The organism is Bacteroides sp. D55t1_190419_B8 (assembly GCF_015558905.1).
Taxonomy (GTDB): domain Bacteria; phylum Bacteroidota; class Bacteroidia; order Bacteroidales; family Bacteroidaceae; genus Bacteroides; species Bacteroides vicugnae.
Window position 1 is genome coordinate 588601 of sequence record NZ_JADMOU010000001.1, and the last position, 23077, is coordinate 611677.

General features: G+C 44.5%; 21 protein-coding genes. All 21 read left to right on the forward strand.

Features of this window, described 5'->3' with window-relative positions; genetic code table 11:
• Positions 1-106 precede the first annotated feature (106 nt).
• From hutH to I2I13_RS02035, 21 genes are read left to right on the forward strand one after another with little or no spacing between them, the layout of a single operon-like run.
• Entirely contained in the window at positions 107-1630 is a 1524-nt protein-coding gene (hutH, locus tag I2I13_RS01935; protein WP_195648603.1) for a histidine ammonia-lyase, read from the forward strand.
• A gap of 1 nt (position 1631) precedes the next feature.
• Positions 1632-2360: a 3-oxoacyl-ACP reductase FabG gene (gene fabG, locus I2I13_RS01940; RefSeq protein WP_004297297.1), complete on the forward strand. Its 729-nt coding sequence runs from the start codon at positions 1632-1634 to the stop codon at positions 2358-2360.
• Positions 2361-2386: 26 nt separating this feature from the next.
• Positions 2387-3610: a beta-ketoacyl synthase gene (locus I2I13_RS01945; RefSeq protein ID WP_195648604.1), complete on the forward strand. Its 1224-nt coding sequence runs from the start codon at positions 2387-2389 to the stop codon at positions 3608-3610.
• A gap of 21 nt (positions 3611-3631) precedes the next feature.
• On the forward strand, positions 3632-3883 hold the full coding sequence (locus I2I13_RS01950; protein WP_004305450.1) for an acyl carrier protein: 252 nt from the start codon (positions 3632-3634) through the stop codon (positions 3881-3883).
• A 2-nt stretch (positions 3884-3885) separates the two neighbouring features.
• Positions 3886-4797 carry an acyltransferase gene (locus I2I13_RS01955; protein ID WP_195648605.1) on the forward strand — a complete coding sequence of 304 codons (912 nt, stop codon included), beginning with the start codon at positions 3886-3888 and terminating at the stop codon, positions 4795-4797.
• A gap of 25 nt (positions 4798-4822) precedes the next feature.
• Positions 4823-5893 (forward strand): class I SAM-dependent methyltransferase, encoded by a 1071-nt coding sequence (locus tag I2I13_RS01960; RefSeq protein WP_195648606.1) that lies wholly within the window; start codon positions 4823-4825, stop codon positions 5891-5893.
• Positions 5890-6360, forward strand: a complete 471-nt coding sequence (locus tag I2I13_RS01965; protein WP_195648607.1) for a hydroxymyristoyl-ACP dehydratase — start codon at positions 5890-5892, stop codon at positions 6358-6360. The genes I2I13_RS01960 and I2I13_RS01965 overlap by 4 nt, the downstream gene beginning before the upstream one ends.
• Positions 6357-6800 (forward strand): thioesterase family protein, encoded by a 444-nt coding sequence (locus I2I13_RS01970; protein ID WP_004305454.1) that lies wholly within the window; start codon positions 6357-6359, stop codon positions 6798-6800. The genes I2I13_RS01965 and I2I13_RS01970 overlap by 4 nt, the downstream gene beginning before the upstream one ends.
• Positions 6785-8587 carry a beta-ketoacyl-[acyl-carrier-protein] synthase family protein gene (locus I2I13_RS01975; protein ID WP_148366508.1) on the forward strand — a complete coding sequence of 601 codons (1803 nt, stop codon included), beginning with the start codon at positions 6785-6787 and terminating at the stop codon, positions 8585-8587. The genes I2I13_RS01970 and I2I13_RS01975 overlap by 16 nt, the downstream gene beginning before the upstream one ends.
• Positions 8580-8861 (forward strand): phosphopantetheine-binding protein, encoded by a 282-nt coding sequence (locus I2I13_RS01980; RefSeq protein WP_195648608.1) that lies wholly within the window; start codon positions 8580-8582, stop codon positions 8859-8861. The genes I2I13_RS01975 and I2I13_RS01980 overlap by 8 nt, the downstream gene beginning before the upstream one ends.
• Positions 8862-8864: 3 nt before the next feature.
• On the forward strand, positions 8865-10142 hold the full coding sequence (locus tag I2I13_RS01985; RefSeq protein ID WP_195648609.1) for a beta-ketoacyl-[acyl-carrier-protein] synthase family protein: 1278 nt from the start codon (positions 8865-8867) through the stop codon (positions 10140-10142).
• Between the two features lie 24 nt (positions 10143-10166).
• Positions 10167-11165 (forward strand): beta-ketoacyl synthase chain length factor, encoded by a 999-nt coding sequence (locus tag I2I13_RS01990; protein ID WP_195648610.1) that lies wholly within the window; start codon positions 10167-10169, stop codon positions 11163-11165.
• Positions 11162-11842 (forward strand): polysaccharide deacetylase family protein, encoded by a 681-nt coding sequence (locus tag I2I13_RS01995; RefSeq protein WP_195648611.1) that lies wholly within the window; start codon positions 11162-11164, stop codon positions 11840-11842. The genes I2I13_RS01990 and I2I13_RS01995 overlap by 4 nt, the downstream gene beginning before the upstream one ends.
• Before the next feature lie 13 nt (positions 11843-11855).
• Entirely contained in the window at positions 11856-12491 is a 636-nt protein-coding gene (locus I2I13_RS02000; protein ID WP_195648612.1) for an outer membrane lipoprotein carrier protein LolA, read from the forward strand.
• Positions 12466-13026 (forward strand): hypothetical protein, encoded by a 561-nt coding sequence (locus I2I13_RS02005; RefSeq protein ID WP_195648613.1) that lies wholly within the window; start codon positions 12466-12468, stop codon positions 13024-13026. The genes I2I13_RS02000 and I2I13_RS02005 overlap by 26 nt, the downstream gene beginning before the upstream one ends.
• Before the next feature lie 3 nt (positions 13027-13029).
• Positions 13030-13494: a 3-hydroxylacyl-ACP dehydratase gene (locus tag I2I13_RS02010; RefSeq protein WP_195648614.1), complete on the forward strand. Its 465-nt coding sequence runs from the start codon at positions 13030-13032 to the stop codon at positions 13492-13494.
• Positions 13491-14681, forward strand: a complete 1191-nt coding sequence (locus I2I13_RS02015; protein ID WP_195648615.1) for a DUF2062 domain-containing protein — start codon at positions 13491-13493, stop codon at positions 14679-14681. The genes I2I13_RS02010 and I2I13_RS02015 overlap by 4 nt, the downstream gene beginning before the upstream one ends.
• The gene (locus tag I2I13_RS02020; protein ID WP_195648616.1) at positions 14678-18535 is read left to right on the forward strand and encodes a trifunctional MMPL family transporter/lysophospholipid acyltransferase/class I SAM-dependent methyltransferase; all 3858 of its coding nucleotides are present in this window, start codon (positions 14678-14680) and stop codon (positions 18533-18535) included. The genes I2I13_RS02015 and I2I13_RS02020 overlap by 4 nt, the downstream gene beginning before the upstream one ends.
• Before the next feature lies 1 nt (position 18536).
• Positions 18537-20027 (forward strand): NAD(P)/FAD-dependent oxidoreductase, encoded by a 1491-nt coding sequence (locus I2I13_RS02025; protein WP_195648617.1) that lies wholly within the window; start codon positions 18537-18539, stop codon positions 20025-20027.
• A complete protein-coding gene (locus tag I2I13_RS02030) occupies positions 20020-21756 on the forward strand; it encodes a C45 family peptidase (protein WP_148366518.1) in 1737 nt (578 codons plus the stop codon). The genes I2I13_RS02025 and I2I13_RS02030 overlap by 8 nt, the downstream gene beginning before the upstream one ends.
• Positions 21740-23035: a phenylacetate--CoA ligase family protein gene (locus I2I13_RS02035; RefSeq protein WP_004324722.1), complete on the forward strand. Its 1296-nt coding sequence runs from the start codon at positions 21740-21742 to the stop codon at positions 23033-23035. Before I2I13_RS02030 ends, I2I13_RS02035 begins: the two co-directional genes overlap by 17 nt.
• Positions 23036-23077 lie beyond the last annotated feature (42 nt).

Below are 23077 nucleotides of genomic sequence, written 5' to 3' on the forward strand. Positions count from 1 at the left end.
AACCAACTTCTCTGAAAAAGTTTTATCCTGATTCATGTCCGCTATATAACAGAAATTGCCTATTTTTGCATCTTATTATTAAGGCATAAAATATCTAGTACAGAAAATGATAGCTGAGAAAAGTATAAATTTAGATACCCTTCATAAAGTATTGTTTGATAATGAAAAGCTGGAACTCTCTGAAGAATGTATTCGAAAAGTAGAGGAAAGCTTCGATTTTCTGCAATCCTTTTCCAGCGATAAGATTATTTATGGTATCAATACGGGATTCGGCCCAATGGCACAATACAGAATAGAAGATCAGTCATTGATCGACCTTCAGTATAATATCATCCGAAGCCATTCCACCGGTGCCGGCAAACCGCTTCCCGAACTTTATGTAAAAGCAGCTATGATTGCCCGTTTGTACACTTTTCTACAAGGGAAGTCAGGAGTGCATCTGGAACTGGTTTCTCTCCTCTGTGAATTTATCAACCGCGGAATTTATCCGTTCATACCCGAACACGGAAGTGTAGGTGCCAGCGGCGATCTCGTACAACTGGCCCATATCGCCCTGACGTTAATAGGGGAAGGGGAAGTTTTTTATCAGGGTAAATTGTGTAACGCAGCTACGGTACTTCAGGAAAACGGCCTGAAACCTTTTTCCATGCGTATTCGTGAAGGTTTATCCGTTACAAACGGTACTTCTGTAATGACAGGCATCGGTATTGTCAATCTGATTTATGCAAAAAAACTACTCCGTTGGTCGGTGGCTGCCTCTGTAATGATGAATGAGATTGCCGCCTCTTATGATGATTTTATGGCACAGGCATTAAACGAGGCCAAGCATCATAAAGGTCAACAAGAGATAGCTGCTATGATGAGAGAATGGGTGGCAGGCAGTAAATGCGTGCTTCAAAGGGAGAACGAGCTATACAACCAGGTGCATAAAGAGAAAATCTTCGAACACAAAGTACAGCCCTATTATTCCTTGCGATGTGTTCCGCAAATACTCGGTCCTATTTACGATGAACTGGAGAATGCGGAAGAAGTATTAATAAACGAAATAAATTCCGCCTGTGACAATCCGATTGTCGATCCGGATACACAAAATATTTATCATGGCGGCAACTTCCACGGAGATTACATTTCTTTCGAAATGGACAAGTTGAAAATTGCCGTGACCAAACTGACTATGCTTTGCGAAAGACAGATTAACTATCTGTTCCACGACCGTATCAATGGCATCCTGCCTCCGTTTGTAAATTTGGGAGTGCTTGGATTGAACTATGGTTTACAGGCTTCGCAATTCACTGCAACCTCCACCACAGCGGAATGTCAGACATTATCAAATCCGATGTATGTACACAGTATCCCCAACAACAATGATAATCAGGATATTGTCAGCATGGGAACCAACTCGGCTCTATTAGCAAAAACAGTCATTGAGAATTCTTATCAGGTGATGGCTATCCAGTTCATGGGAATAGCACAAGCTATCGACTACCTGAAAATACAGGATCGCCTAAGTTCCAAAAGCAGGCAGGTTTATGAAGAAATACGCAGTTTCTTCCCTGTATTTACCAATGACACACCTAAATACAAAGAGATAGAAAGGATGATAGGCTATCTCAAAAAAGAAGAGATATAAAATGAAATATGCATTAGTAACCGGAGGAAGCCGAGGTATCGGCCGTGCTGTCAGTTGTAAACTGGCGGAAATGGGCTACTTTATACTGATAAATTATCAGAATAACGACGCAGAAGCGGAGAAAACGTTGCAGTTAGTACAGGAAAAAGGAAGTAATGGCGAGTTGATGAAGTTCGATGTGACCGACCCTGCCGCTATCACACTTGCTTTGGGCAACTGGGCTTCCCAACACCCTGATGAATATATCGAGGTACTGATAAACAATGCAGGTATCCGCAAAGACAACCTGATGCTCTGGATGACAGGAGAAGAATGGAGCAAAGTACTCGATATCAGCCTGAACGGATTCTTCAACGTGACACAGCCTTTATTGAAGAATATGCTGGTCAAACGTTATGGACGTATCGTAAATATCGTGTCATTGTCGGGCATTCAGGGAATGCCCGGCCAAGCCAATTACTCCGCAGCCAAAGGTGGCGTAATAGCCGCTACCAAAGCACTGGCACAGGAAGTTGCCAAGAAGAAAGTAACAGTCAATGCAGTAGCTCCGGGATTCATCCGTACGGATATGACGGAAGGAATTGATGAGAACGAATGGAAGAAACATATTCCCGCGGGACGTTTCGGCACTCCGGAAGAGGTTGCCGACCTGGTCGGTTTTCTGGCATCCCCAGCTTCATCCTACATCACAGGAGAAGTGATTTCCATCAACGGAGGACTATATACTTAAAATAAAAGCATAGAATAGACAAAATAATGAAAAGAGTTGTTATCACGGGAATGGGGATTTACTCTTGCATCGGCAAGAATCTGGATGAAGTAAAAGACTCACTATATCATGGGAAATCGGGAATTGGCATAGACCCGGTACGGAAAGAATTGGGCTATTTTTCTGCATTAACGGGGATATTGGAACGTCCCGACTTGAAGAAGTTGTTGGACCGCCGTAAACGTCTCTGTCTACCGGAGCAGGGAGAATATGCTTATCTCGCTACATTAGAAGCTTTCCGTAATGCCGGTATTGATGAGGATTTTCTTGAAGCCAATGAAGTGGGTATCTTGTATGGCAATGATAGTAGTGCCGCTCCTGTTATTAATGCAGTGGACATCATTCGTGAAAAGAAAAATACAGCGCTAGTGGGTTCCGGTTCTATTTTCCAGTCGATGAATTCCACCGTGACAATGAACCTGTCGGTTATTTTCAAACTTAGAGGAGTCAACTTCACCATTGCCGGGGCCTGTGCAAGCGGTTCTCACGCTATTGGCATGGGCTACCTGCTTATAAAATCGGGATTGCAGGATTGTATTCTTTGCGGTGGCGCACAAGAAGTCAATCCTTATGCAGTAGGAAGCTTCGACGGACTAAGCGCATTTTCCACCCAGGAAGCAGTCCCCGAGAAAGCCTCGAAACCTTTTGATAAACGACGTGACGGACTGATTCCGAGTGGAGGAGCCGCTAGTCTGGTATTAGAGAGTTATGAATCGGCTGTAAAAAGGGGAGCTCCCATTCTGGCCGAAGTCATCGGTTACGGTTTTTCATCCAATGGAGATCACATCTCCGTGCCTAATGTGGACGGTCCGAAACGTTCTCTTCAAATGGCTATCAAAGATGCAGGGATTGCACTCGAACAGATCAGTTATATCAATGCACACGCCACCTCAACTCCGGTAGGTGACTTGAACGAGGCGAAAGCCATTGCGGAAGTATTTGAAGGGCATCACCCGTATGTGACTTCCACGAAGTCTATGACAGGACATGAAATGTGGATGGCCGGGGCCAGTGAAGTGATTTATTCCACCCTCATGATGAACAACGGTTTCATCGCTCCCAACCTCAATTTCGAGGAACCGGACGAGGCCTCTGCACAATTAAATATACCTACCCAACGGGTAAACCTGGAATTTGATACGTTCCTTTCCAACTCATTCGGATTCGGAGGAACCAATTCCACGCTAATCATACGCAAAATCAATCCATAATTTACTAAAGAAAACAGATATATGACAAACGAAGAAATCATCGAGAAAATAAGAACCACTCTGGCAGAAGAGTTTGAAGTAGACATCGACGTTATCCAGCCGGATGCACCGTTAATGGAAACTCTTGAACTGGACAGCCTGGACTTGGTCGATATGGTGGTACTGGTAGAAAAGAACTTCGGTTTCAACGTAACCGGACAAGATTTTGCGGGTATCAAAACCTTCCAGGACTTCTACGATCTCGTTATCACCCGTATGCAGGAAGCCAAGTAAATATGTCGACGTGGAAAGGCAAAACCCGGGGAGGAACATTCGGATATTTATTCTTTATTTACCTGATTAAGTATCTGGGCATTACTGCCGCTTATATATTTCTAAGTCTGGTAGTATTGTACTTCATACCGTTTGCTCCGAAAGCCACCAAAAGCACCTGGTTTTATGCCCGCCACATTCTGAAATACAACCGAATACGCTCTTTGGGTATATTGCTACGCAACTATTATCGGTTAGGGCAAATCCTGATTGACAAAGTAGCTATTGGCAACGGAAAAGTCGATCAATACCGGTTCGAGTTCGAACGGTATCCGGAATTTCTGCAATTGCTGAACAGCGAACAGGGAGTGATTATGATTGGCGCCCATGTGGGAAACTGGGAAATAGGCGTTCCTTTCTTCGACGATTACGGAAAGAAAATCAATATCGTGATGTATGATGCCGAACATCGTAGAATCAAAGAGATATTGGAGAAAAATGGTCAGGACAAGGATTTTAAGATTATCCCCGTCAACGAAGATAACCTGACACACGTTTTCCGTATTACCGAGGCGTTAAACAAGAAAGAATATGTATGCTTCCAGGGCGACCGTTATCTGAATAAAGAGAAACTGCTGACAGGAACACTCCTGGGACAGAAAGCTCCTTTCCCTGCCGGTCCTTTCCTGCTTGGTTCGCGAATGAAAGTTCCAGTAGTATTCTACTTTGCCATGAGAGAGCCGGGCAGAACCTACCGTTTTCATTTTATAAGGACGGAACCAGTCATACGAACCAAAGAAAAGAAAGCAGAGACAGCTCTGCTCGAACAATATACGGCCGCTTTGGACCAGATACTGAAACGCTATCCGGAACAATGGTTCAATTATTACTCATTCTGGGAAACCACAAGTGACGGTTCGCTCTCAAAGGATTAAAATAGAAAGATATAACAAAATAAAGATGCAACAGAATCAATATGATAAGGAACCGTTGACCGCGATAGAAGCACAACGCCTGGCACAAGAAATAGCTTTCGGGCCCGTCGTGTTTCAGGTATCACGCCTTATGCTCAAATTCGGTATTTTTCAGTTACTGGCCGACGAACGCGCTGGCATGACACAAGAAGAAATCAGCAAGGCTTGTGGGTTGTCTTCCTATGCGACACAAGTTTTGTTGGAAGCCTCATTAACCATCGGTACCGTATTGCAGCACGAAAACCGTTACCGCCTTGCCAAAGCCGGATGGTTCCTGCTCAACGACAAGATGGTACGTGTCAATATGGATTTCAACCACGATGTCAACTATCTGGGAATGTTCCATCTTGAAGAGGCTCTCACCAACGGACGTCCCGAAGGGCTGAAAGTATTCGGCGAATGGAGTACCATCTATGAAGGACTGTCAAGCTTACCCTCACAAGTACAAAAGAGCTGGTTCGGTTTCGATCATTATTACTCGGATTGCTCGTTTGACGAAGCTTTGGCGATTGTTTTCGCCCGTCATCCCACGACTTTACTGGATGTGGGAGGTAATACCGGTCGATGGGCAACCAAGTGCGTAAGCTATGACAACGCGGTGGAAGTAACTATTATGGATCTTCCGCAACAATTGGAGATGATGCGTCAACAAACTAAAGGACTGCCTGGGGCAGCACGTATCCACGGGTATGGCGCCAATCTGCTCGATCCCGAAGTACCTTTCCCGACAGGGTTCGATGCTATCTGGATGAGCCAGTTCCTTGATTGTTTCTCGGAAGAAGAAGTAACCAGCATACTGACCCGTGCAGCCCGCTCTATGAACCGGGAGAGCCGCCTCTATATCATGGAAACTTTCTGGAATCGGCAAAAGTTTGACACAGCCGCTTATTGCCTGACACAAATCAGTCTTTATTTCACAGCCATGGCAAATGGTAACAGCAAAATGTATCATTCGGATGATATGGAACGGTGCATCAAAGCAGCGGGATTGGAAGTCGAAAAGATAGATGACCATTTAGGAATGGGACACAGCATTGTACAATGTAGATTGAAATGAACAACAGGGAAGTTATCATACAAGGAGAAGGAATACTCAATCTGATTCCACAGCGTCCGCCCATCGTGATGGTGGACAGTTTCTTTGGTATCGAAGAGAATCATTCTTATTCCGGACTGACTGTTACTGCTGATAATATTTTCTGCGAAACCGGAGAACAGCAAGAAGGAGAGCAACCGGAAACCGGAAAACTGCAAGAGGCAGGAATTATTGAACATATCGCTCAATCAGCAGCAGCACGTATCGGATTTCTTTATACCCGGCAGGGTGAAAAAGTACCGTTAGGGTTTATCGGCTCGGTGGACAAACTTAAAATCTACGATTTGCCAAAGAACGGGATGAAACTATTTACGGAGATTACCGTTGTACAGGAGGTATTCGACATTACATTGATTTCTGCACAAGTGAAAGTGGAAGACAAGCTGATAGCTGAATGCAGGATGAAAATATTTATAAAAAAAGAATGAAACGGAAAACGAATCAACAGGTTGCAGCTTTGACTAACCGGACTACCTTCAGAGTGCGGTTCAGCGAAATAGACTCCATGCAGATTGTATGGCATGGTGAGTATGTGCGCTACTTTGAAGATGGAAGAGAAGCTTTTGGCAAACAGTATGGTTTGGATTATATGAGTATTTACCGGGAGGGATACATGGTTCCTATCGTGGATCTCACCTGTCAGTTCAAACAATCACTATCTTTTGGTGAAGAAGCGATTGTCGAGACGCGCTATATTGCCTGTGAGGCAGCCAAGATAAAATTTGAATACGTTATCTACCGGGCTACCGACCAGAGTATAGTAGCTACCGGAAGCACCATACAAGTGTTCCTGAACCTGAATAAAGAATTGGAGCTTATGAATCCTCCGTTTTATCTGGAATGGAAAAAGAAATGGAATATCCTTTAAATATATACATCACAGCCCATACGCTGATTAGTTCGTTAGGTTTCGGCATCCCGGAAAATCTGGAGGCCATCCATAACTACCGAAGCGGAATCCGTATGCAAGAAGCCGGCCTAATTTCCGATCATCCCCTATTGGCGGGAATGATTGATTCTGTGGAATTGGAAAAACGGGCGAAACTGATGCAGATTACGGATTATACCCGGATGGAGCAATTATTCATACTGGCTATCCAAGAGGTTATTTCTCAATCGGGAGCCGACTTGCGGGAGCCGGATTGCGCCTTGTTATTATCTACCACTAAAGGAAATATAGATTTATTGAGTGACCGGACAAAACAATCGGCCTTTCCACAGCAAATCTCTGCTGACAGTCCGGTTTTTCTTTGGAAAATGGCGGAACGAATCGGAGATTTCTTTAGAGCGACAAATCAGGTAGAGGTCATCTCTAATGCCTGTATATCAGGAGTCTCGGCACTAATCGTCGCTAAGAGATGGATAGAATCAGGACGTTACAAACGAGTGATTGTGGCAGGTGGGGATATTCTTTCTCATTTCATTACCAGCGGCTTTCTATCGTTCCGTTCTGTAAGCGTACACCCCTGCCGACCATACGATATACAACGGGATGGATTAAGCCTGGGCGAAGCCTGTGGAGCTGTTCTTTTAGAAACTCAAGGAAACGCGAATCATATTATTCTCTCCGGAGGAGCAATCAGTAATGACGCCAACCATATATCCGGTCCTTCCCGAACAGGGGATGGTTTAGCTCTAGCTATTAATCAGGCAATGGAAGAAGCCGGAGCACTCCCCGAAGACATTAGCTTTATCAATGCACACGGAACAGCCACGGTTTACAATGACGAAATGGAATCCAAAGCCATACATCTGGCGGGATTAGCCACAGTCCCGGTGAATAGCCTTAAACCCTATTTCGGTCATACATTAGGGGCTTCGGGCATTATTGAAACCATACTTTGCATAGAACAACTAAAAGAAGGAAGATACTACGGAACTTTAGGGTATGAAACACTCGGTGTTCCCATGCCTATCACTGTCTATGCCACTCATCAACCGATGCCGATGAAATGCTGCATCAAAACCGCTTCCGGTTTCGGAGGCTGTAATGCCGCACTGGTATTATCCCTCCCCGATGCTCATCTGAAACAGAAAGCAAACTTGCAGGCCACAGACAAAGCGAGTACTCCGCCAGCTTGCAAAGCAGTGGTGGAATCGGGCAACACGGTCACAATCAGACCGGGAGCAATAGAAAGTAAAGGAACAACTGTATTCAGTTCTTTGGAAACTGACTTTGCACCATTCATCCGGGAAGCATACAAACATCTGGGAGAAAACAATATGAAGTTCTATAAGATGGACAACCTCTGTAAGCTGGGATATGTAGCTGCCGAATATTTACTGAAAGATACACACTACCGTCCGGAAGAGATTGGAATCATTCTTGCCAATGCTTCTTCCTCTCTGGATACGGACTGCAAACATCAAGCGATCATCAGTAAAGAAGGAGACAAAGCAGCCAGTCCTGCCGTGTTTGTCTACACTCTCCCCAATGTAGTATTGGGAGAAATCTGTATCCGGCACAAGATTCAGGGAGAGAATACATTCTTTGTCCGTCGACAATCCGATACTGCCTCATTAGAGGATTATGCAAGGATTGTGATGGCGAAAGGCAAGTTACATACCTGTATCATAGGCTGGTGCGAACTACTGGACGGACATTATCAAGCAGAATTTAAACAACTTAATAATATATCAACGATTTATGGATAATTTAGATCAAACCAAAAGAGAACTGATGAACGAAGTGAAAGGGAAACTAATCGAAGAGTTGAACCTTGAAGAAATCACTCCGGAAGATATTGACAATGAAGCCCCTCTGTTTGGCGACGAAGGTCTTGGCCTTGACTCCATTGACGCACTCGAAATCATCCTGATTCTGGAACGCGAATACGGTATAAAGATAGAGAACCCCAGTGAAGGAAAACAAATCTTCTACTCGGTACGTACACTGGCAGACTACATCATTGCTAATCGCAAAGCTTAACCGATGAAGATATACGTCACCGGATTGGGAGTTGTTTCGGGCATCGGTATCGGAGTTTCCAAAAATATAGAAGCGTTGAGACAAAGAAAGCATGGCATCGGAAAAGTAACTCTTTTTCCGACTGCTCTCGATGTGCCCGTATCCGAAGTGAAACGTAGCAATGAGGAACTGAAACAACTATTATCTTTACCTCCACAACGCACTGTATCACGTACGGCCTTGTTGGGAATGATGGCAGCCAAAGAAGCAATGGATGACGCGGGATTAAACTTGCGCATATCGCCCAACCGACCAGAAAATCAGCTACTAAATCAGCCGCTAACCTCGCAAAAAGACCAGCGATCATTACGTATCGGTTTTATTTCCGCCACTTCCGTTGGCGGTATGGATTTGAGCGAGCACTTCTATGAATCTTTCAAGAAAAACCCAGGACAGGGACGATTACGGGAAGTGATTTCACACGACTGCGGAGCCAGTACGGAATTGATTGCTTCGTATTTAGGTATCAATGATTTTATAACCACCATCAGTACAGCCTGTTCGTCAGCAGCCAATGCCATCATGCTGGGAGCAAGAATGATTAAACACGGGCTACTGGATGCCGCTATCGTGGGAGGCACAGATGCACTTTGCCGGTTTACGCTCAATGGATTCAACTCCCTGATGATTTTGGACAAAACACATTGCCGTCCCTTTGACCGCTCACGTACCGGATTAAATCTGGGAGAAGGCGCCGGTTACTTAGTGCTTCAACCGGAAAGTTCACTCCAAAGAACTCCTTATTGTGAACTTAGCGGTTACGCCAATACGAATGAGGCTTATCATCAAACAGGAAGTTCTCCCGAAGGGAACGGTGCTTTTCTGTCAATGAGCGAAGCTATCGCTTCCAGTGGCGTTTCTCCTGAAGAAATCGATTATATCAATGTACATGGAACAGGTACTCCCGGCAATGATGCGTCAGAAGGTATGGCACTCCGAAGAATCTTTGGAGAACACGTTCCTCCATTTAGTTCGGTAAAAGCCTTTATCGGACATACCTTAGGAGCTTCCGAAGGAATTGAAGCTGTTTACTCCGTTCTTTCAATAGATAAAGGTATGATTTATCCTAATCTGAATTTTACGGAGGCGATGCCGGAAACGGAACAGAAATCAGGAATAGGACTGATACCGGAAACTTCTTTTCAAGAAGGAATCCCCATCCGACATGTGTTATCCAACTCTTTCGGTTTCGGAGGAAATGATTCATCGCTCCTCTTTTCCGCAACGAATTTTCCAGCATGAACGCACCTTTAAGTATTTAAGCCTATGCAGCCAGTTTATATTCAACGCATCGCTTCCATTCATCCGCAAAAGGATCATTCACCAGAAAATAATCGCCCTTATCTTCAGGCTTGCGAACCCGATTATAAGGATATTATCACCAATGCGACCTTGCGCAGACGCATGAGCCGTATCGTAAAAATGGGGGTGGCCTGCGGATTGGAATGTATGGGTGAACTATCTCCTGAAAAGATACAAGGAATCATCACAGCAACAGGATTGGGCTGCCTGACAGACACGGAAAAATTCCTGAACAACCTATTGGATAATGAAGAGCGGATGCTGAATCCTACTCCTTTCATCCAGTCGACATTCAATACAATCGGTGCACAAATAGCTCTGATTCATCAAATACATGCCTACAACATGACTTATGTCCACCGTGGACTTAGTTTTGAAAGTGCTTTATTGGACGCTATGATGAAAATAGGAGAAGGAAGCGAGAATATACTTGTGGGAGCCATCGATGAAATGACAGAAACCAGTTACACGATTCAGCAACGGCTGGGAATGCTGAAAGGGATAGCAGCCGGAGAAGGTGCTCAATTCTTCCTGTTAAGTCGGGAAGCCGGAGAGCATCCGTTGGCTGAAATACAGGGAATCGAAACTTTCATCGGGAAACAGACTACAGAAGAAATCAGCTCCCGAATCATCCGTTTTTTGCAACGAAATGGTTTAGAATGTCAGGATATTCAGTGGTTGGTTACCGGGAAAAACAAGAAGCAACACAATCAAGATGACTCTCACGAGCAAACTGTCGACAATGACAACTCTATTTATGAAGAGCTTGAAACAAACCTTTTCCCGGAAAGTGTTCATCTTAGTTTTAAGAATGAATGTGGTGAATATCCTACCGCAACATCGTATGCGGTATGGAAAGCAGTGAACGAATCGGTCAACTGCACTACCTCGACCCATATATTGATTTACAATCATCACCACTCCATCAATCATTCATTGATTCTAATCCGGAAAAGCGTATGATAATCGTTTGCCTCCTTCTTTGCTTGCTCTTGCTCCTGTCTTTTCTCGTTTATGCTTCTTATAGCATTCAATCGGGAATTTACCTCCGGTCATTTTGCAAAAAGCATACTGCGGAAAAGATTGTCGCCCTGACTTTTGATGACGGCCCCGACTCCCTACAGACTCCCAAAGTTCTTCAGGTACTAAAAGAATATCAGGTAACCGCCTGTTTCTTCTGTATCGGTCAAAAGATAAAAGGGAATGAAGCAATCTTGCAAAAAATGGTAGCAGAAGGTCATCTGATTGGAAATCATTCGTATACCCATTCCGGTTTATTCCCACTATACGGGCTCTCCAAGATGAAAAAAGACTTGCAAACTTGTCAGTGTGAACTAGAACGAGTAACTTCGCAACCGGTTAGTTTGTTTCGTCCACCGTTCGGTGTCACTAATCCAACGATTGCGAAAGCCGTTCGACAGCTAGGATATACCTCTATAGGATGGAGCATCCGTACACTGGATACACAACAGTCAACACCGGATAAAGTCCTTGCCAGAATTCGGAAACGTCTTGAACCGGGAGCCATCATTCTGTTGCACGACCGGATGCCGGACAGCGACCAGCTAGTGAAACAAATCTTGGATTTGCTGAAAGAACAAGGATATACAGTTGTTCGTCCGGACAAACTATTGGCATAAAATAAAAAAAGGTATGAGAACTTTATTAATATATTTATCGCTTATCTTCTTGTCTATAGCCTCTATCCATGCCCAGAGCATGAAAAAGATGCCACAAAAGACAGAGTTTGAAAGCCGCCTGGCAAAGGAGGCGCAAACCGTAGAGTCCATCGAAAGCGATTTCACCCAAGTGAAATATCTCGATGTATTCGATGAGAAGGTTACTTCCAAAGGGAAGTTCTACTACCAAAAAAGCAATAAAATCTGCATGGAATATTTCCGCCCGATGGATTATCTCATCGTGATAAACGGCAGTAAGCTCAAAATCGTTTCAGATGGCAAGAAAAGCATCATGAACCTTAGTTCGAACAAAATGATGGCACAGATTCAGGATATGCTGACCGCGTGTATGATAGGCGACCTGTCTAAAATGTCGTCCAACTACCAGCTGGAGTATTTTGAAGATGCACGATACTATCTGGTTAAAATAAAACCGACCAACAAAGCAGTACAAGCCTATATTGCCGGTATAGAAATCTATCTGGACAAGAAAGACATGTCGGTACACAAACTCCGTCTGTCCGAAACAGCCACAAACTATACAGAATACGAATTCTATAATAAAAAGTTCAACTCCCTGAAGAATGAGACGAAGTTTGCGATTCGTTAGTCTGACGGTTCTGCTATTCTTATGGATACAGATCCAGACTTCCTGCTCTCCACGAATGGGCGGGGAAGGCAGCACCGTACCTCCCGCTATCGAACTGACACAAGGAGAAAGCTCGCAAAAATACAATATCCAACTGGATTTCATGAAACATCACATGAGCGGTATGCTAATAGTACGCCGTATGCCTGATAACGAAATCCGGATCGTAGCGTCTACCTACTTCGGACTAAGCCTTTTCGATTTTTCTCTTCGCAACGATCAGTTTACTGTCAACAGTTGCATTGAACCCATGAAAAAGGAAAAGGTGCTGAAACTTCTGGAGATGGATTTCAGACGTCTGTTCTTAAGTGGGAAAGATATTCGTGTGAAAGCGACCAAAGACAGTGCTACTGAAAAAAGAACCAGTGGAAAAGGCTTTGGAAAGTCAGTGGTCTACATCACTGGCAATACTCCGGGCGATCCCGCACAAATAAAAATCAAACATCCGTGGATTCGGTTAACGATCCGTCTGGACAAACTATCTAAAGAGATTTAATATATGCTACTTGATAACTTCTATACCATCCTTTCCTCCGAATCATCGGACTCAACGATCTGGACTATCCAGATAAAGTTGAATCCCGGGCATCCTGTTTATCAGGGACATTTCCCCGAACATCCGGTAGTTCCGGGAGTTTGCCTGTTACAACTTATCAAGGAATGTGTAGAAGACATTCGCCAGCAAAAGTTGCAAATAGCACAAGTGTCTTCCTGCAAGTTTCTTTCGGCTATCAATCCTATAGAAACACCGTACATTTCGGTTGCACTGACTTTTAAAGAGACAGAAGAAGGTACACTTCAATTGCAGGCGGAGGGGAGTGTAAAAGAAGGAGCTGTGAAAAAGAACATTGTAAAAGAAAGCAGTATAAAGGACAGCAGTATAGAAGAGAACTGTGCAGAAGGGCATACCGTAAAGAGCGAATATTTCATTAAACTAAAAGCTGCACTTACCCCGAAAGCATGAAAGAACAAATAAGTACAGCCTATTGGCACGAGAAGTTGAACCAATTAGGGAGCATCGTTATCATCCCAAGTTACAACAATGGAAAGACACTGGCGGACGTCATAGAAAGTGTACGTTTCTACGCCCCCGATATCCTTGTTGTCAACGACGGTTCTACAGATGAAACTGCCGGAATACTTAGCCGGGAATCTAACTTACATATCATCACCCACCCTGTCAATCAAGGAAAAGGAGTAGCTTTGAGACATGGACTATCCTTTGCCAAAAAGCAAGGATTTCGGTATGCAATCACCATTGATTCTGACGGACAGCATTTCGCTTCGGATATTCCCGCATTGATCGAAGCCATAGAAAAGGAACCGGACACATTATTGGTAGGTGCCCGTAACCTCGCCTCGGACAATATGCCGGGAAAGAATACATTTGCCAATAAGTTTTCCAACTTCTGGTTTACCCTCGAAACAGGTATCAAACTGCAAGATACACAATCCGGCTACCGCCTGTACCCCATCCAACGAATGAATGTAGACAAGTGGTATTACACCGCCAAATACGAATTTGAGTTGGAAGCACTTGTCTTTGCAGCCTGGGGCGGCATTACCGTTAAAAACATTCCGGTACATGTTTATTATCCGCCACAGGAAGAGCGGGTTTCTCATTTCCGACCGTTCCGTGATTTCACCCGTATCAGTATCCTGAATACAATATTGGTACTCGTCACTTTCCTTTGGATCATCCCCCGAAACTTCTTCCGTAAACTGACCTGGAAGAACTGCAAGCAGTTTTTCTCGGATCATGTCACCCACTCCCCCGAATCTAATCTGCGGATCACGGCTGCCATCACACTCGGCGTATTCATGGGTATCGTTCCGGTATGGGGATATCAAATGCTAATCACGTTATTTCTGGCACATTTGTTCAGACTGAATAAAGTCATAGCTATTGTAGCAGCCAATATCAGTATCCCTCCGATGATTCCATTTTTGCTGTACGGCAGTTACGTAACCGGCTGCAAAGTGCTGGGAGATCCTGTCAATCTGCATTTAAACGAACTTTCTTTTGAAAATGTAAAATCAGTCATAGAGCAATATTTAATAGGAAGTGTTATCTTTGCAGTCGTATGCAGCATACTGGCAGGAACCATCGCGTTCATTCTGCTCACGGCGTGTAGGAAAAAAAAGATATGACCCAGTTTTTTATCGGACTATATGATTATTTCGAGAGGCACAAGATTCTGTTCTATTTGTCACTCATCAGTTGTGTCCTGTTAATGGGATTCTTTGCCCTGCAAGTAAGGTTCGAAGAGAACATCACACAATTTTTCCCCGACACTAAAGATTCCCAGAACACAATCAAAGTGTTCGACAATCTCAAGATTAAGGATAAGATTATCATTATGTTATCCTCGGCAGATACCTGCCACCGCGTAGAACCCGACTCCCTGATAGAAGCAGCCGGACAACTGCAACAAACCCTGACTGAAAAAGCCGGAGGAAAACTGATTAAAGGAATTTTCGCACAGGTAGACCAAAGCCTCATCCAAGGAGCCACAGACTTCGTTTATGAACATCTTCCGCTTTTCCTGACCGATACGGACTATCAACGCTTCGATTCCTTACTGACGGATAAAGGGATACAGGCTGTCATGCAGAAGAATTATACCAACCTCCTCTCTCCTGCCGGAATTGCATTAAGAAGCTATATTCTCCGGGACCCGCTCGGACTGGGAAGCGAAACCTTGAAACATTTGCAAGATTTCCAGTTGGAAGCCAACTACGAGATTTATGACGAACATATCTTCTCCAAAGACGGTTCCACCTTACTTATGTTCATTACCCCGGTATTCAGTACAGGAAGTACCGGAAAGAACGACGAACTGATAAAGATACTCGAAGAAGAGCTCAAACACGTACAGGGAGCATCTCCTACCATTCGAGCTGAATATTTCGGCGGTCCCTCCGTGGGAGTCTACAACGCCCGTCAGATTAAGAAAGATACCATCCTGACTTCCTCCCTGGCACTGCTTATCATCATTGTATTTATCTCACTCGTTTTTAAACGAAAGAGATCGATACCGTTGATTATTACTCCGGTACTGTTCGGAGGATTATTCGCCCTGTTTCTCATTTTCTTTATTAAAGGAAGTATCTCCGCCATTGCAGTGGGAGCCGGTTCGGCAGTGATGGGTATTGCACTAAGCTATTCCATTCACATGCTGGCACATCAGAACCATGTTTCCACCGTGCAACAACTTATTAAAGAGATAGCCTATCCGCTTACGGTAGGTAGTTTCACCACCATCGGCGCATTTCTGGGATTGATATTCACCAGTTCCGATCTGTTACGCGACTTCGGTTTGTTTGCCTCTCTGGCATTGGTGGGCACTACCCTCTTCTGCCTCATTTACCTGCCTCATTTTCTGAAAGGACAGGCAGACGTCAAACAGGGACGCATACTACGCATCATCGAGAAAATAAACGCTTATTCTTACGAAAAGAATAAATGGCTGGTAGGCGGCATCCTACTCATTACAGTGATCTGTTTGTTTACTTCGCAAAAGGTAGGCTTCAACAACGATATGATGAGTCTCAACTATGAGCCCCGCCATCTCCAACAATCGGAAGAAAAATTACTGCAACTCTTCGACAACGACGAAAAGACCGTGCTTTTTGTCAGTGTGGGCAAAGACATGAATCAGGCTACCGAAACTTATGCAACGACCAATCAGAAGTTATCGGCACTGAAAGAGCAGGGACTCATCAAAGAGTATGCCTCCGCCTCACAGTTTCTGATCTCTCCGCAAGAACAGCAGAAACGCCTGAAGAAATGGAAAGATTACTGGACGGATGAAAAACAGCAACAAGTCCGGGAACAGCTGGAAACAGCTGCTGCCGAATATCGTTTCCGTCCGGGAAGCTTTGATTCTTTTTATCAATGGATGAACCAACCTTTCGATGAATATCATTACACCGCGCAAGGAGACGATTTATCCGGCAAGCTATTGAATGAATGGCAAACCTCTGCCGATTCCATCACCATGCTTATCAGCCAGATACGGATCAGCGAACCGAATAAGGAAGCTGTGTACCAGAACTTTAATAAAGATCCGAATGTAGTCATCTTCGACCGTTCCTACTTTGCCAACAAATGGGTATCGGCCATCAATGACGACTTTTACCTGATTCTGTACATCTCTTCTTTCCTGATATTCTTTGCACTATGGTTCTCCTACGGACGTATCGAGCTTACCTTGATGAGTTTTCTCCCGATGCTAATCAGCTGGGTAATCATCTTGGGATTGATGGGAATTCTGGGAATTGAGTTCAATATTATCAACATCATCCTGTCCACCTTTATCTTTGGCATTGGAGATGACTTCAGTATCTTCATTATGGACGGGCTACAAAACAAATACCGTACAGGTCAGAAGGTGTTGAATTCCCATAAAACAGCCATCTTCTTCTCCGCCTTCACCACAGTGGTCGGTATGGGAGCACTTGTGTTTGCCAAACACCCGGCTTTGCAATCCATTTCACTGATTTCCATTCTGGGTATGATAGCAGTGGTACTGGTGGCCTATACTATTCAGCCACTCATTTTCCGATTCTTCATCGCAGGCCCCGCTTCCAAAGGATTGCCGCCTTATACGCTTATCGGATTGATACGTACCGTATTGCTCTTCCTGCTTTTCTTTATCGGCTGCATCGTCCTCCGTATATTGATTATCCTGCTTTATCCGGTGCCTGTGCGCAAAAGCAGCAAGCAGCGTTTGGTATGCCGCCTGATACAAATCACCTGCAAAGGAATTTTGCTACTGGCCACTGCCGTCAAAAAAGAACATATCAACAAAGCCAACGAACGCTTCCGGCATCCGGCAATTATCATTGCCAACCACCAGTCGTTCATCGACATTCTGGTATTGCTGTCTCTTTCGTCTAAAATCCTGATGGTAACCAATCATTGGGTATGGCACTCTCCTTTCTTCGGAGCCATCATTCGTTATGTCGACTTCTATTATATAGGCGAAGGATACGAGCAATATATGGAACGGATGCGGAAAAAAGTGAAGGAGGGCTACTCCATCGCCATTTTCCCGGAAGGCACACGTACCTATAACGGAAAGATGAAACGTTTCCACAAAGGAGCATTCTATCTGGCAGAAGCATTGAAACTGGATATTCTCCCGATCCTGCTTTACGGTAATAACAAAATCATTGCCAAAGCACAACCTTTCAATATCCGGAAAGGAATCATCTATACGGAAATACTTCCCCGTATACCATTAGACGACCTGTCTTTCGGAAGTACTTATCAGGAGCGTACCAAACGCATATCCGCTTACATGAAAGAGGTTTATGCCCGTATCTGCCGTGAACAGAACACGACGGACAATCCGGCGTTCTACGAAGCTCTTATCCAGAACTATATCTATAAAGGTCCCGTCGTAGAATGGTATATCCGTATCAAAGTAAAGATGGAAAAGAATTACCGGCTATTCAACCGGTTGATTCCCGTCCAAGGGCAAATCACAGACATCGGTTGCGGATTCGGCCCGTTATGCTATATGCTGTCTCTGCTTTCCGAGGACCGGGAAATCCTGGGTATTGATTACGATGAAGACAAGATAGCGCTGGCGCAGCACGGATGGTTACGCAACGAGCATCTCCAGTTCAAGCATGGCAATGCATTGGAATATCCCCTGCCGGAAAGTGATGTCTTTATCCTGAACGACATGCTTCACTATATGAGCTACGAACATCAACAAACCCTATTGTTGAAATGTGCCGGTCGCTTACGTTCAGAAGGAATGATTATCATACGCGACGGAAATTCAGCCAACGCTTCCAAGCACCGGTTAACCCGGTTCACGGAATTACTATCCACCCGTATTTTCAACTTTAACCGGACGGTCGGAGAATTACACTTCACCACCGAAACTCAACTACGGGAAATAGCAGTCGCCTGTGGAATGGATGTCGAAATCATTCCTAATGACAAATATACATCGAACACTATTTACATATTCAGAAAACCGGACTAGTATGAGCAAATATGATATCATCATTATCGGCAGTGGCCTTGGCGGACTGGAATGCGGAGCGATTCTTAGCAAAGAGGGATTCAACGTATGCGTAGTAGAAAAAAATGCGCAATTCGGTGGATGCTTCCAGACTTACCAACGAAAAGGGCATTTGTTGGATACGGGTATTCATTATGTAGGAAGCTTGGATGAGGGTCAAGTGATGAACCAGTATTTCCGCTATTTCGGTATCATGGACAAGCTGAAAATTAAACGCTTGGACGATGCTGCTTTTGATACGATCTACTATAAAGGAAAAACATACGATTATGCAATGGGATACCCGCAGTTTATTGAAACCATCTGCCGGTCCTTCCCGCATGAGAAAGAAAACTTGAAATGCTATGCCGAACAGCTTCAGGCTGTCGGAAACCTGATTAGCGTAGACCACCTGAAACAAGGCACACTCGCTTTAGAGGGTATGAAATACTTTTGTACCTCTGCCGCCCACCTGATTGCGGATATCACTCCGGACCCCGCCTTACGAAATGTACTGGCAGGTTCAGCTTTACTCTACGGAGGTTTGAAAGATGTCTCCACTTTCTACCAGCATGCCATGATTAACCACTCTTATATTGAAGGGGCCTACCGTTTTGTAGACGGAAGTATGCAAGTCAGTCTGGAGCTAATCAATGTAATCCGGGCAAACGGAGGGACCGTGCTCAATAACAGTGAAGCCACCCGCATCATCGTTGAAAATGAAAAGGTACAGGGGGTTATCATCAACGGAGAAGAGCGACTGGAAAGCGACTTCGTCATCTCCAATATGCATCCCCAACGGACATTGGAGATACTGGATAAAAACCGTAGCATCAAGAATGCCTATATTTCCCGCATCCGTTCGCTGGAAAACACCTACGGCATCTTTACGCTCTACCTGGTAATGAAGAAAAAAAGCACTCCCTATCAGAACCGCAACCTGTATCTGCATGCGAACAATAAAGTGTGGTATGATAAACTGCTCTATCCGGGACGGACCACCAACTGTATGATTTCCATGCAAGCGTCTTCCGAGGACAGTCAATATGCCAGTGTCATTTCCATCCTGACACCGATGTATATGGATGAACTGTCTGCCTGGAAGGACACGACTCCCGAACATCGGGGAGAAAGCTACCAATCCTTCAAAAAGGAGAAAGCAGAACAGATTCTCCGCTTCATCCGAGGACATGGCATTGATCTTTCAGAAAACATAGAAGAGATGTATACCACTACTCCATTAAGCTATCGGGACTATACAGGAACAGTGGATGGTTCCGCGTATGGGATTATCAAAGATTATAAATGTCCGCAAATTGGCTTCGTATCTACAAGAAGCCGCTTGGGAAATCTCTTTCTCACCGGGCAAAACCTGAATGTGCATGGTGCATTAGGGGTAACACTAACTGCCATGCTGACTTGTGCGGAGTTTGTAGGACAAGAATATCTGGCTAAAAAAGTAGGAAATGCATAGAATAGTCAAAAAAACAATCAAGTACGCAGGTTACATTTTCTTGTTACTCATCATCGGATTGATAGTCGGCATCAGCTACCTCTACTTTTCTGCGGATATGATGCAACCCAAGCATGAGCCCATGATACCCTTGAGGGAAATGCCTTATGCAGACACTATCATCATGGCTCCGGCAGAGGTTATCTACAACGACACTCTTGACCTCCGGTTTTATGCCGACAACTTCCTGCGTCACAGCGAAAGCGGGCTGTGGGAATTGTTCGTTAGAGGGGATGCTCTTGAAAGGGGGGATGCCATCGGCAAACTGTCTGCCGATCTGCTCCATCATCAGGAGAAAGTATTTATCGACCAGATTCGCGAAATTATTCCTTCGGACAGTTATCTGAAATTTCTGCGGTTCTTCATTGTACTATTCAACCGTAATCTGGGTGCGAATGTCCCTGAAGAATATCGAGAAGAGATTTATGGAATATCGCAATCGTGTACCCATGAATACGATTTTATCGGCACTCCTTACGAACGCCAATTAAATTATCATTCGGCACATGATCTGGGACATGCCATGCAAGATTATATGTTAGTGGGATGCAGTTCATTCGCTGTTTGGGGAACACAAAGTGCAGATTCATCCCTGCTCATCGGACGTAATTTTGATTTCTACGTAGGAGATGCTTTTGCAGAAAACAAGCAAGTTGCTTTCTATGCACCGGAGAAGGGCTATAAGTTTGCTTCCGTCGGATGGCCCGGCATGATAGGTGTACTGTCCGGTATGAATGAAGCAGGGCTCACCGTCACGATTAATGCAGCAAAATCCGCTGTCCCCACAGGCTCCGCCACCCCTATTTCCATCCTGACCAGAGAAATCCTGCAATACGCATCAACGATTGAAGAAGCCTTTGCCATCGCCGAAAAGCGGAAAACATTCGTCTCCGAATCTATATTGATAGGTTCTGCCAAAGACGGAAAAGCCGCCATTATCGAGAAATCGCCCGAGAAGACCGTACTTTTCACCGGTAAAGAGCCCGACCGCCTCATCTGCACCAATCACTATCAATCGGAAGCATTCAGCGAGGACGAACGGAATCTCGAGAATATCCGTACTTCCGACAGCCCTTATCGTTTTGCCCGATTGGAGGAACTCATCAACGAGAATCAGCCTCTGGACACCAAGGCAGCCGCCTCTATCCTGCGCAATCGCAAAGGTCTGCAAGATATCGATTTGGGACTGGCCAACGAAATGGCTGTCAACCAGTTTATAGCCCATCACTCCGTTATCTTCCAACCGGAAAAGCGGTTGATGTGGGTTTCCACCTCTCCTTGGCAATGTGGAAAGTATGTAGCTTACGACTTGAACAAGGTATTCAAAGACTACATCCTGCTGAAACAAGAAATATTCATCCCGGAATTAACTATTCCGGCAGATAAATTCATCGACACACCGGAGTTCCAGCATCTTCTCACTTATAAGAAACTGACTCCGCTTTTATTGAAGAAAATCAGAAAAAAGGAAAAGATAGAGGAATCTGTTTTAAAAACATACCAAGCCTCCAATCCTTCCTTATACTATGTATATGAAGTAATAGGAGATTACTACGAGGCCATGCAACAACCTCACCAAGCTATTGCATACTGGCAACAGGCATTGAAGAGACCTATTCCCAAGTTGCAAGAGAAAGAACGTATCCAGCAAAAAATTCAAAAACAATCCAAAGATGGAAAAGAATCCTGAAATTCAGTTCCGCTCACCGGAAGATATCAAAAGCTATCAGGAAGAACAGTTAGCCAAAGCGTTAGCCTACCTGCAAGCACATTCCAAGTTCTATCAACAGATGTTTGCCGAACATCACATTGATATCAATCAAATAAAGACGATTGAAGACTTGCAACAGATCCCCGTCACTACCAAGACGGACTTGCAACTCCATAACGATGATTTCATCTGCGTAGACAAAGAGGAAATTATCGACTATGTGACGACTTCGGGCACATTGGGAGATCCGGTCACTTTCGTTCTCACCTCTGAAGACCTGGACCGTCTCTCTTACAACGAATACCTATCTTTCACCACCACCGGATGCACCAAGCAGGATATTCTTCAATTGATGACTACCATCGACCGCCGTTTCATGGCAGGCTTGGCTTATTATATGGGAGCCCGCGAACTGGGTATGGGAGTGATCCGTGTAGGCAACGGCATCCCGGAACTGCAATGGGACACGATTCGACGGATACATCCGACTTGTGGAATGGTGGTTCCCTCTTTCCTTATCAAACTGATAGAGTTTGCCGAAAAGAATCATATCGACCATAATACCTGTTCCATGCAGAAGTGTATCTGTATCGGAGAAGCATTGCGCAATCAGGAATTCCAGTTGAATACGCTCGGACAGAAGATACACGATAAATGGCCTGCCTTGCAGTTGTATTCCACTTATGCCTCCACCGAAATGCAGTCGTCCTTTACCGAGTGTAATGAATTCCACGGAGGACATTTGCAACCGGAACTTATCATTGTAGAGTTTCTGGATGATAACAATCGTCCCGTGGAAGAGGGAGAAGCAGGGGAAGTAACGATCACGACGCTCGGAGTCAAAGGGATGCCGTTGCTCCGTTTCAAAACAGGCGATATTTGTTACCACCACACCGAGCCCTGTGGTTGCGGGAGAAATACCATCCGCCTAAGCTCCATCCTCGGCCGGAAAGGACAAATGATTAAATACAAAGGAACGACGTTATATCCGCCTGCATTATTCGACATTCTGGATAATATACCTTCGGTAAAAAACTATATCATTGAAGTTTATACCAATGAATTGGGAACGGATGAGATTCTGATTCGTATCGGAAGCGAGAACCGTAGCGAAGCCTTTGCCAAAGAGATTAAAGATCTGTTCCGTTCGAAAGTCAGAGTGGCGCCAAGCATCAATTTTGAATCGGCAGAGTACATTGCCAAGATACAAATGCCTCCAATGAGTCGAAAAACGATAAAATTCATTGATTTACGATAATTATTTTCTACTTTTGGAAGTTAGTAACCAACTATATCACTT

What these genes read in the sequence shown, in the direction of transcription:
- hutH (WP_195648603.1), top strand. Translation starts at nt 107, where the DNA reads ATGATAGCTGAGAAAAGTATAAATTTAGATACCCTTCATAAAGTATTG.
- fabG (WP_004297297.1), top strand. Translation starts at nt 1,632, where the DNA reads ATGAAATATGCATTAGTAACCGGAGGAAGCCGAGGTATCGGCCGTGCT.
- I2I13_RS01945 (WP_195648604.1), top strand. Translation starts at nt 2,387, where the DNA reads ATGAAAAGAGTTGTTATCACGGGAATGGGGATTTACTCTTGCATCGGC.
- I2I13_RS01950 (WP_004305450.1), top strand. Translation starts at nt 3,632, where the DNA reads ATGACAAACGAAGAAATCATCGAGAAAATAAGAACCACTCTGGCAGAA.
- I2I13_RS01955 (WP_195648605.1), top strand. Translation starts at nt 3,886, where the DNA reads ATGTCGACGTGGAAAGGCAAAACCCGGGGAGGAACATTCGGATATTTA.
- I2I13_RS01960 (WP_195648606.1), top strand. Translation starts at nt 4,823, where the DNA reads ATGCAACAGAATCAATATGATAAGGAACCGTTGACCGCGATAGAAGCA.
- I2I13_RS01965 (WP_195648607.1), top strand. Translation starts at nt 5,890, where the DNA reads ATGAACAACAGGGAAGTTATCATACAAGGAGAAGGAATACTCAATCTG.
- I2I13_RS01970 (WP_004305454.1), top strand. Translation starts at nt 6,357, where the DNA reads ATGAAACGGAAAACGAATCAACAGGTTGCAGCTTTGACTAACCGGACT.
- I2I13_RS01975 (WP_148366508.1), top strand. Translation starts at nt 6,785, where the DNA reads ATGGAATATCCTTTAAATATATACATCACAGCCCATACGCTGATTAGT.
- I2I13_RS01980 (WP_195648608.1), top strand. Translation starts at nt 8,580, where the DNA reads ATGGATAATTTAGATCAAACCAAAAGAGAACTGATGAACGAAGTGAAA.
- I2I13_RS01985 (WP_195648609.1), top strand. Translation starts at nt 8,865, where the DNA reads ATGAAGATATACGTCACCGGATTGGGAGTTGTTTCGGGCATCGGTATC.
- I2I13_RS01990 (WP_195648610.1), top strand. Translation starts at nt 10,167, where the DNA reads ATGCAGCCAGTTTATATTCAACGCATCGCTTCCATTCATCCGCAAAAG.
- I2I13_RS01995 (WP_195648611.1), top strand. Translation starts at nt 11,162, where the DNA reads ATGATAATCGTTTGCCTCCTTCTTTGCTTGCTCTTGCTCCTGTCTTTT.
- I2I13_RS02000 (WP_195648612.1), top strand. Translation starts at nt 11,856, where the DNA reads ATGAGAACTTTATTAATATATTTATCGCTTATCTTCTTGTCTATAGCC.
- I2I13_RS02005 (WP_195648613.1), top strand. Translation starts at nt 12,466, where the DNA reads ATGAGACGAAGTTTGCGATTCGTTAGTCTGACGGTTCTGCTATTCTTA.
- I2I13_RS02010 (WP_195648614.1), top strand. Translation starts at nt 13,030, where the DNA reads ATGCTACTTGATAACTTCTATACCATCCTTTCCTCCGAATCATCGGAC.
- I2I13_RS02015 (WP_195648615.1), top strand. Translation starts at nt 13,491, where the DNA reads ATGAAAGAACAAATAAGTACAGCCTATTGGCACGAGAAGTTGAACCAA.
- I2I13_RS02020 (WP_195648616.1), top strand. Translation starts at nt 14,678, where the DNA reads ATGACCCAGTTTTTTATCGGACTATATGATTATTTCGAGAGGCACAAG.
- I2I13_RS02025 (WP_195648617.1), top strand. Translation starts at nt 18,537, where the DNA reads ATGAGCAAATATGATATCATCATTATCGGCAGTGGCCTTGGCGGACTG.
- I2I13_RS02030 (WP_148366518.1), top strand. Translation starts at nt 20,020, where the DNA reads ATGCATAGAATAGTCAAAAAAACAATCAAGTACGCAGGTTACATTTTC.
- I2I13_RS02035 (WP_004324722.1), top strand. Translation starts at nt 21,740, where the DNA reads ATGGAAAAGAATCCTGAAATTCAGTTCCGCTCACCGGAAGATATCAAA.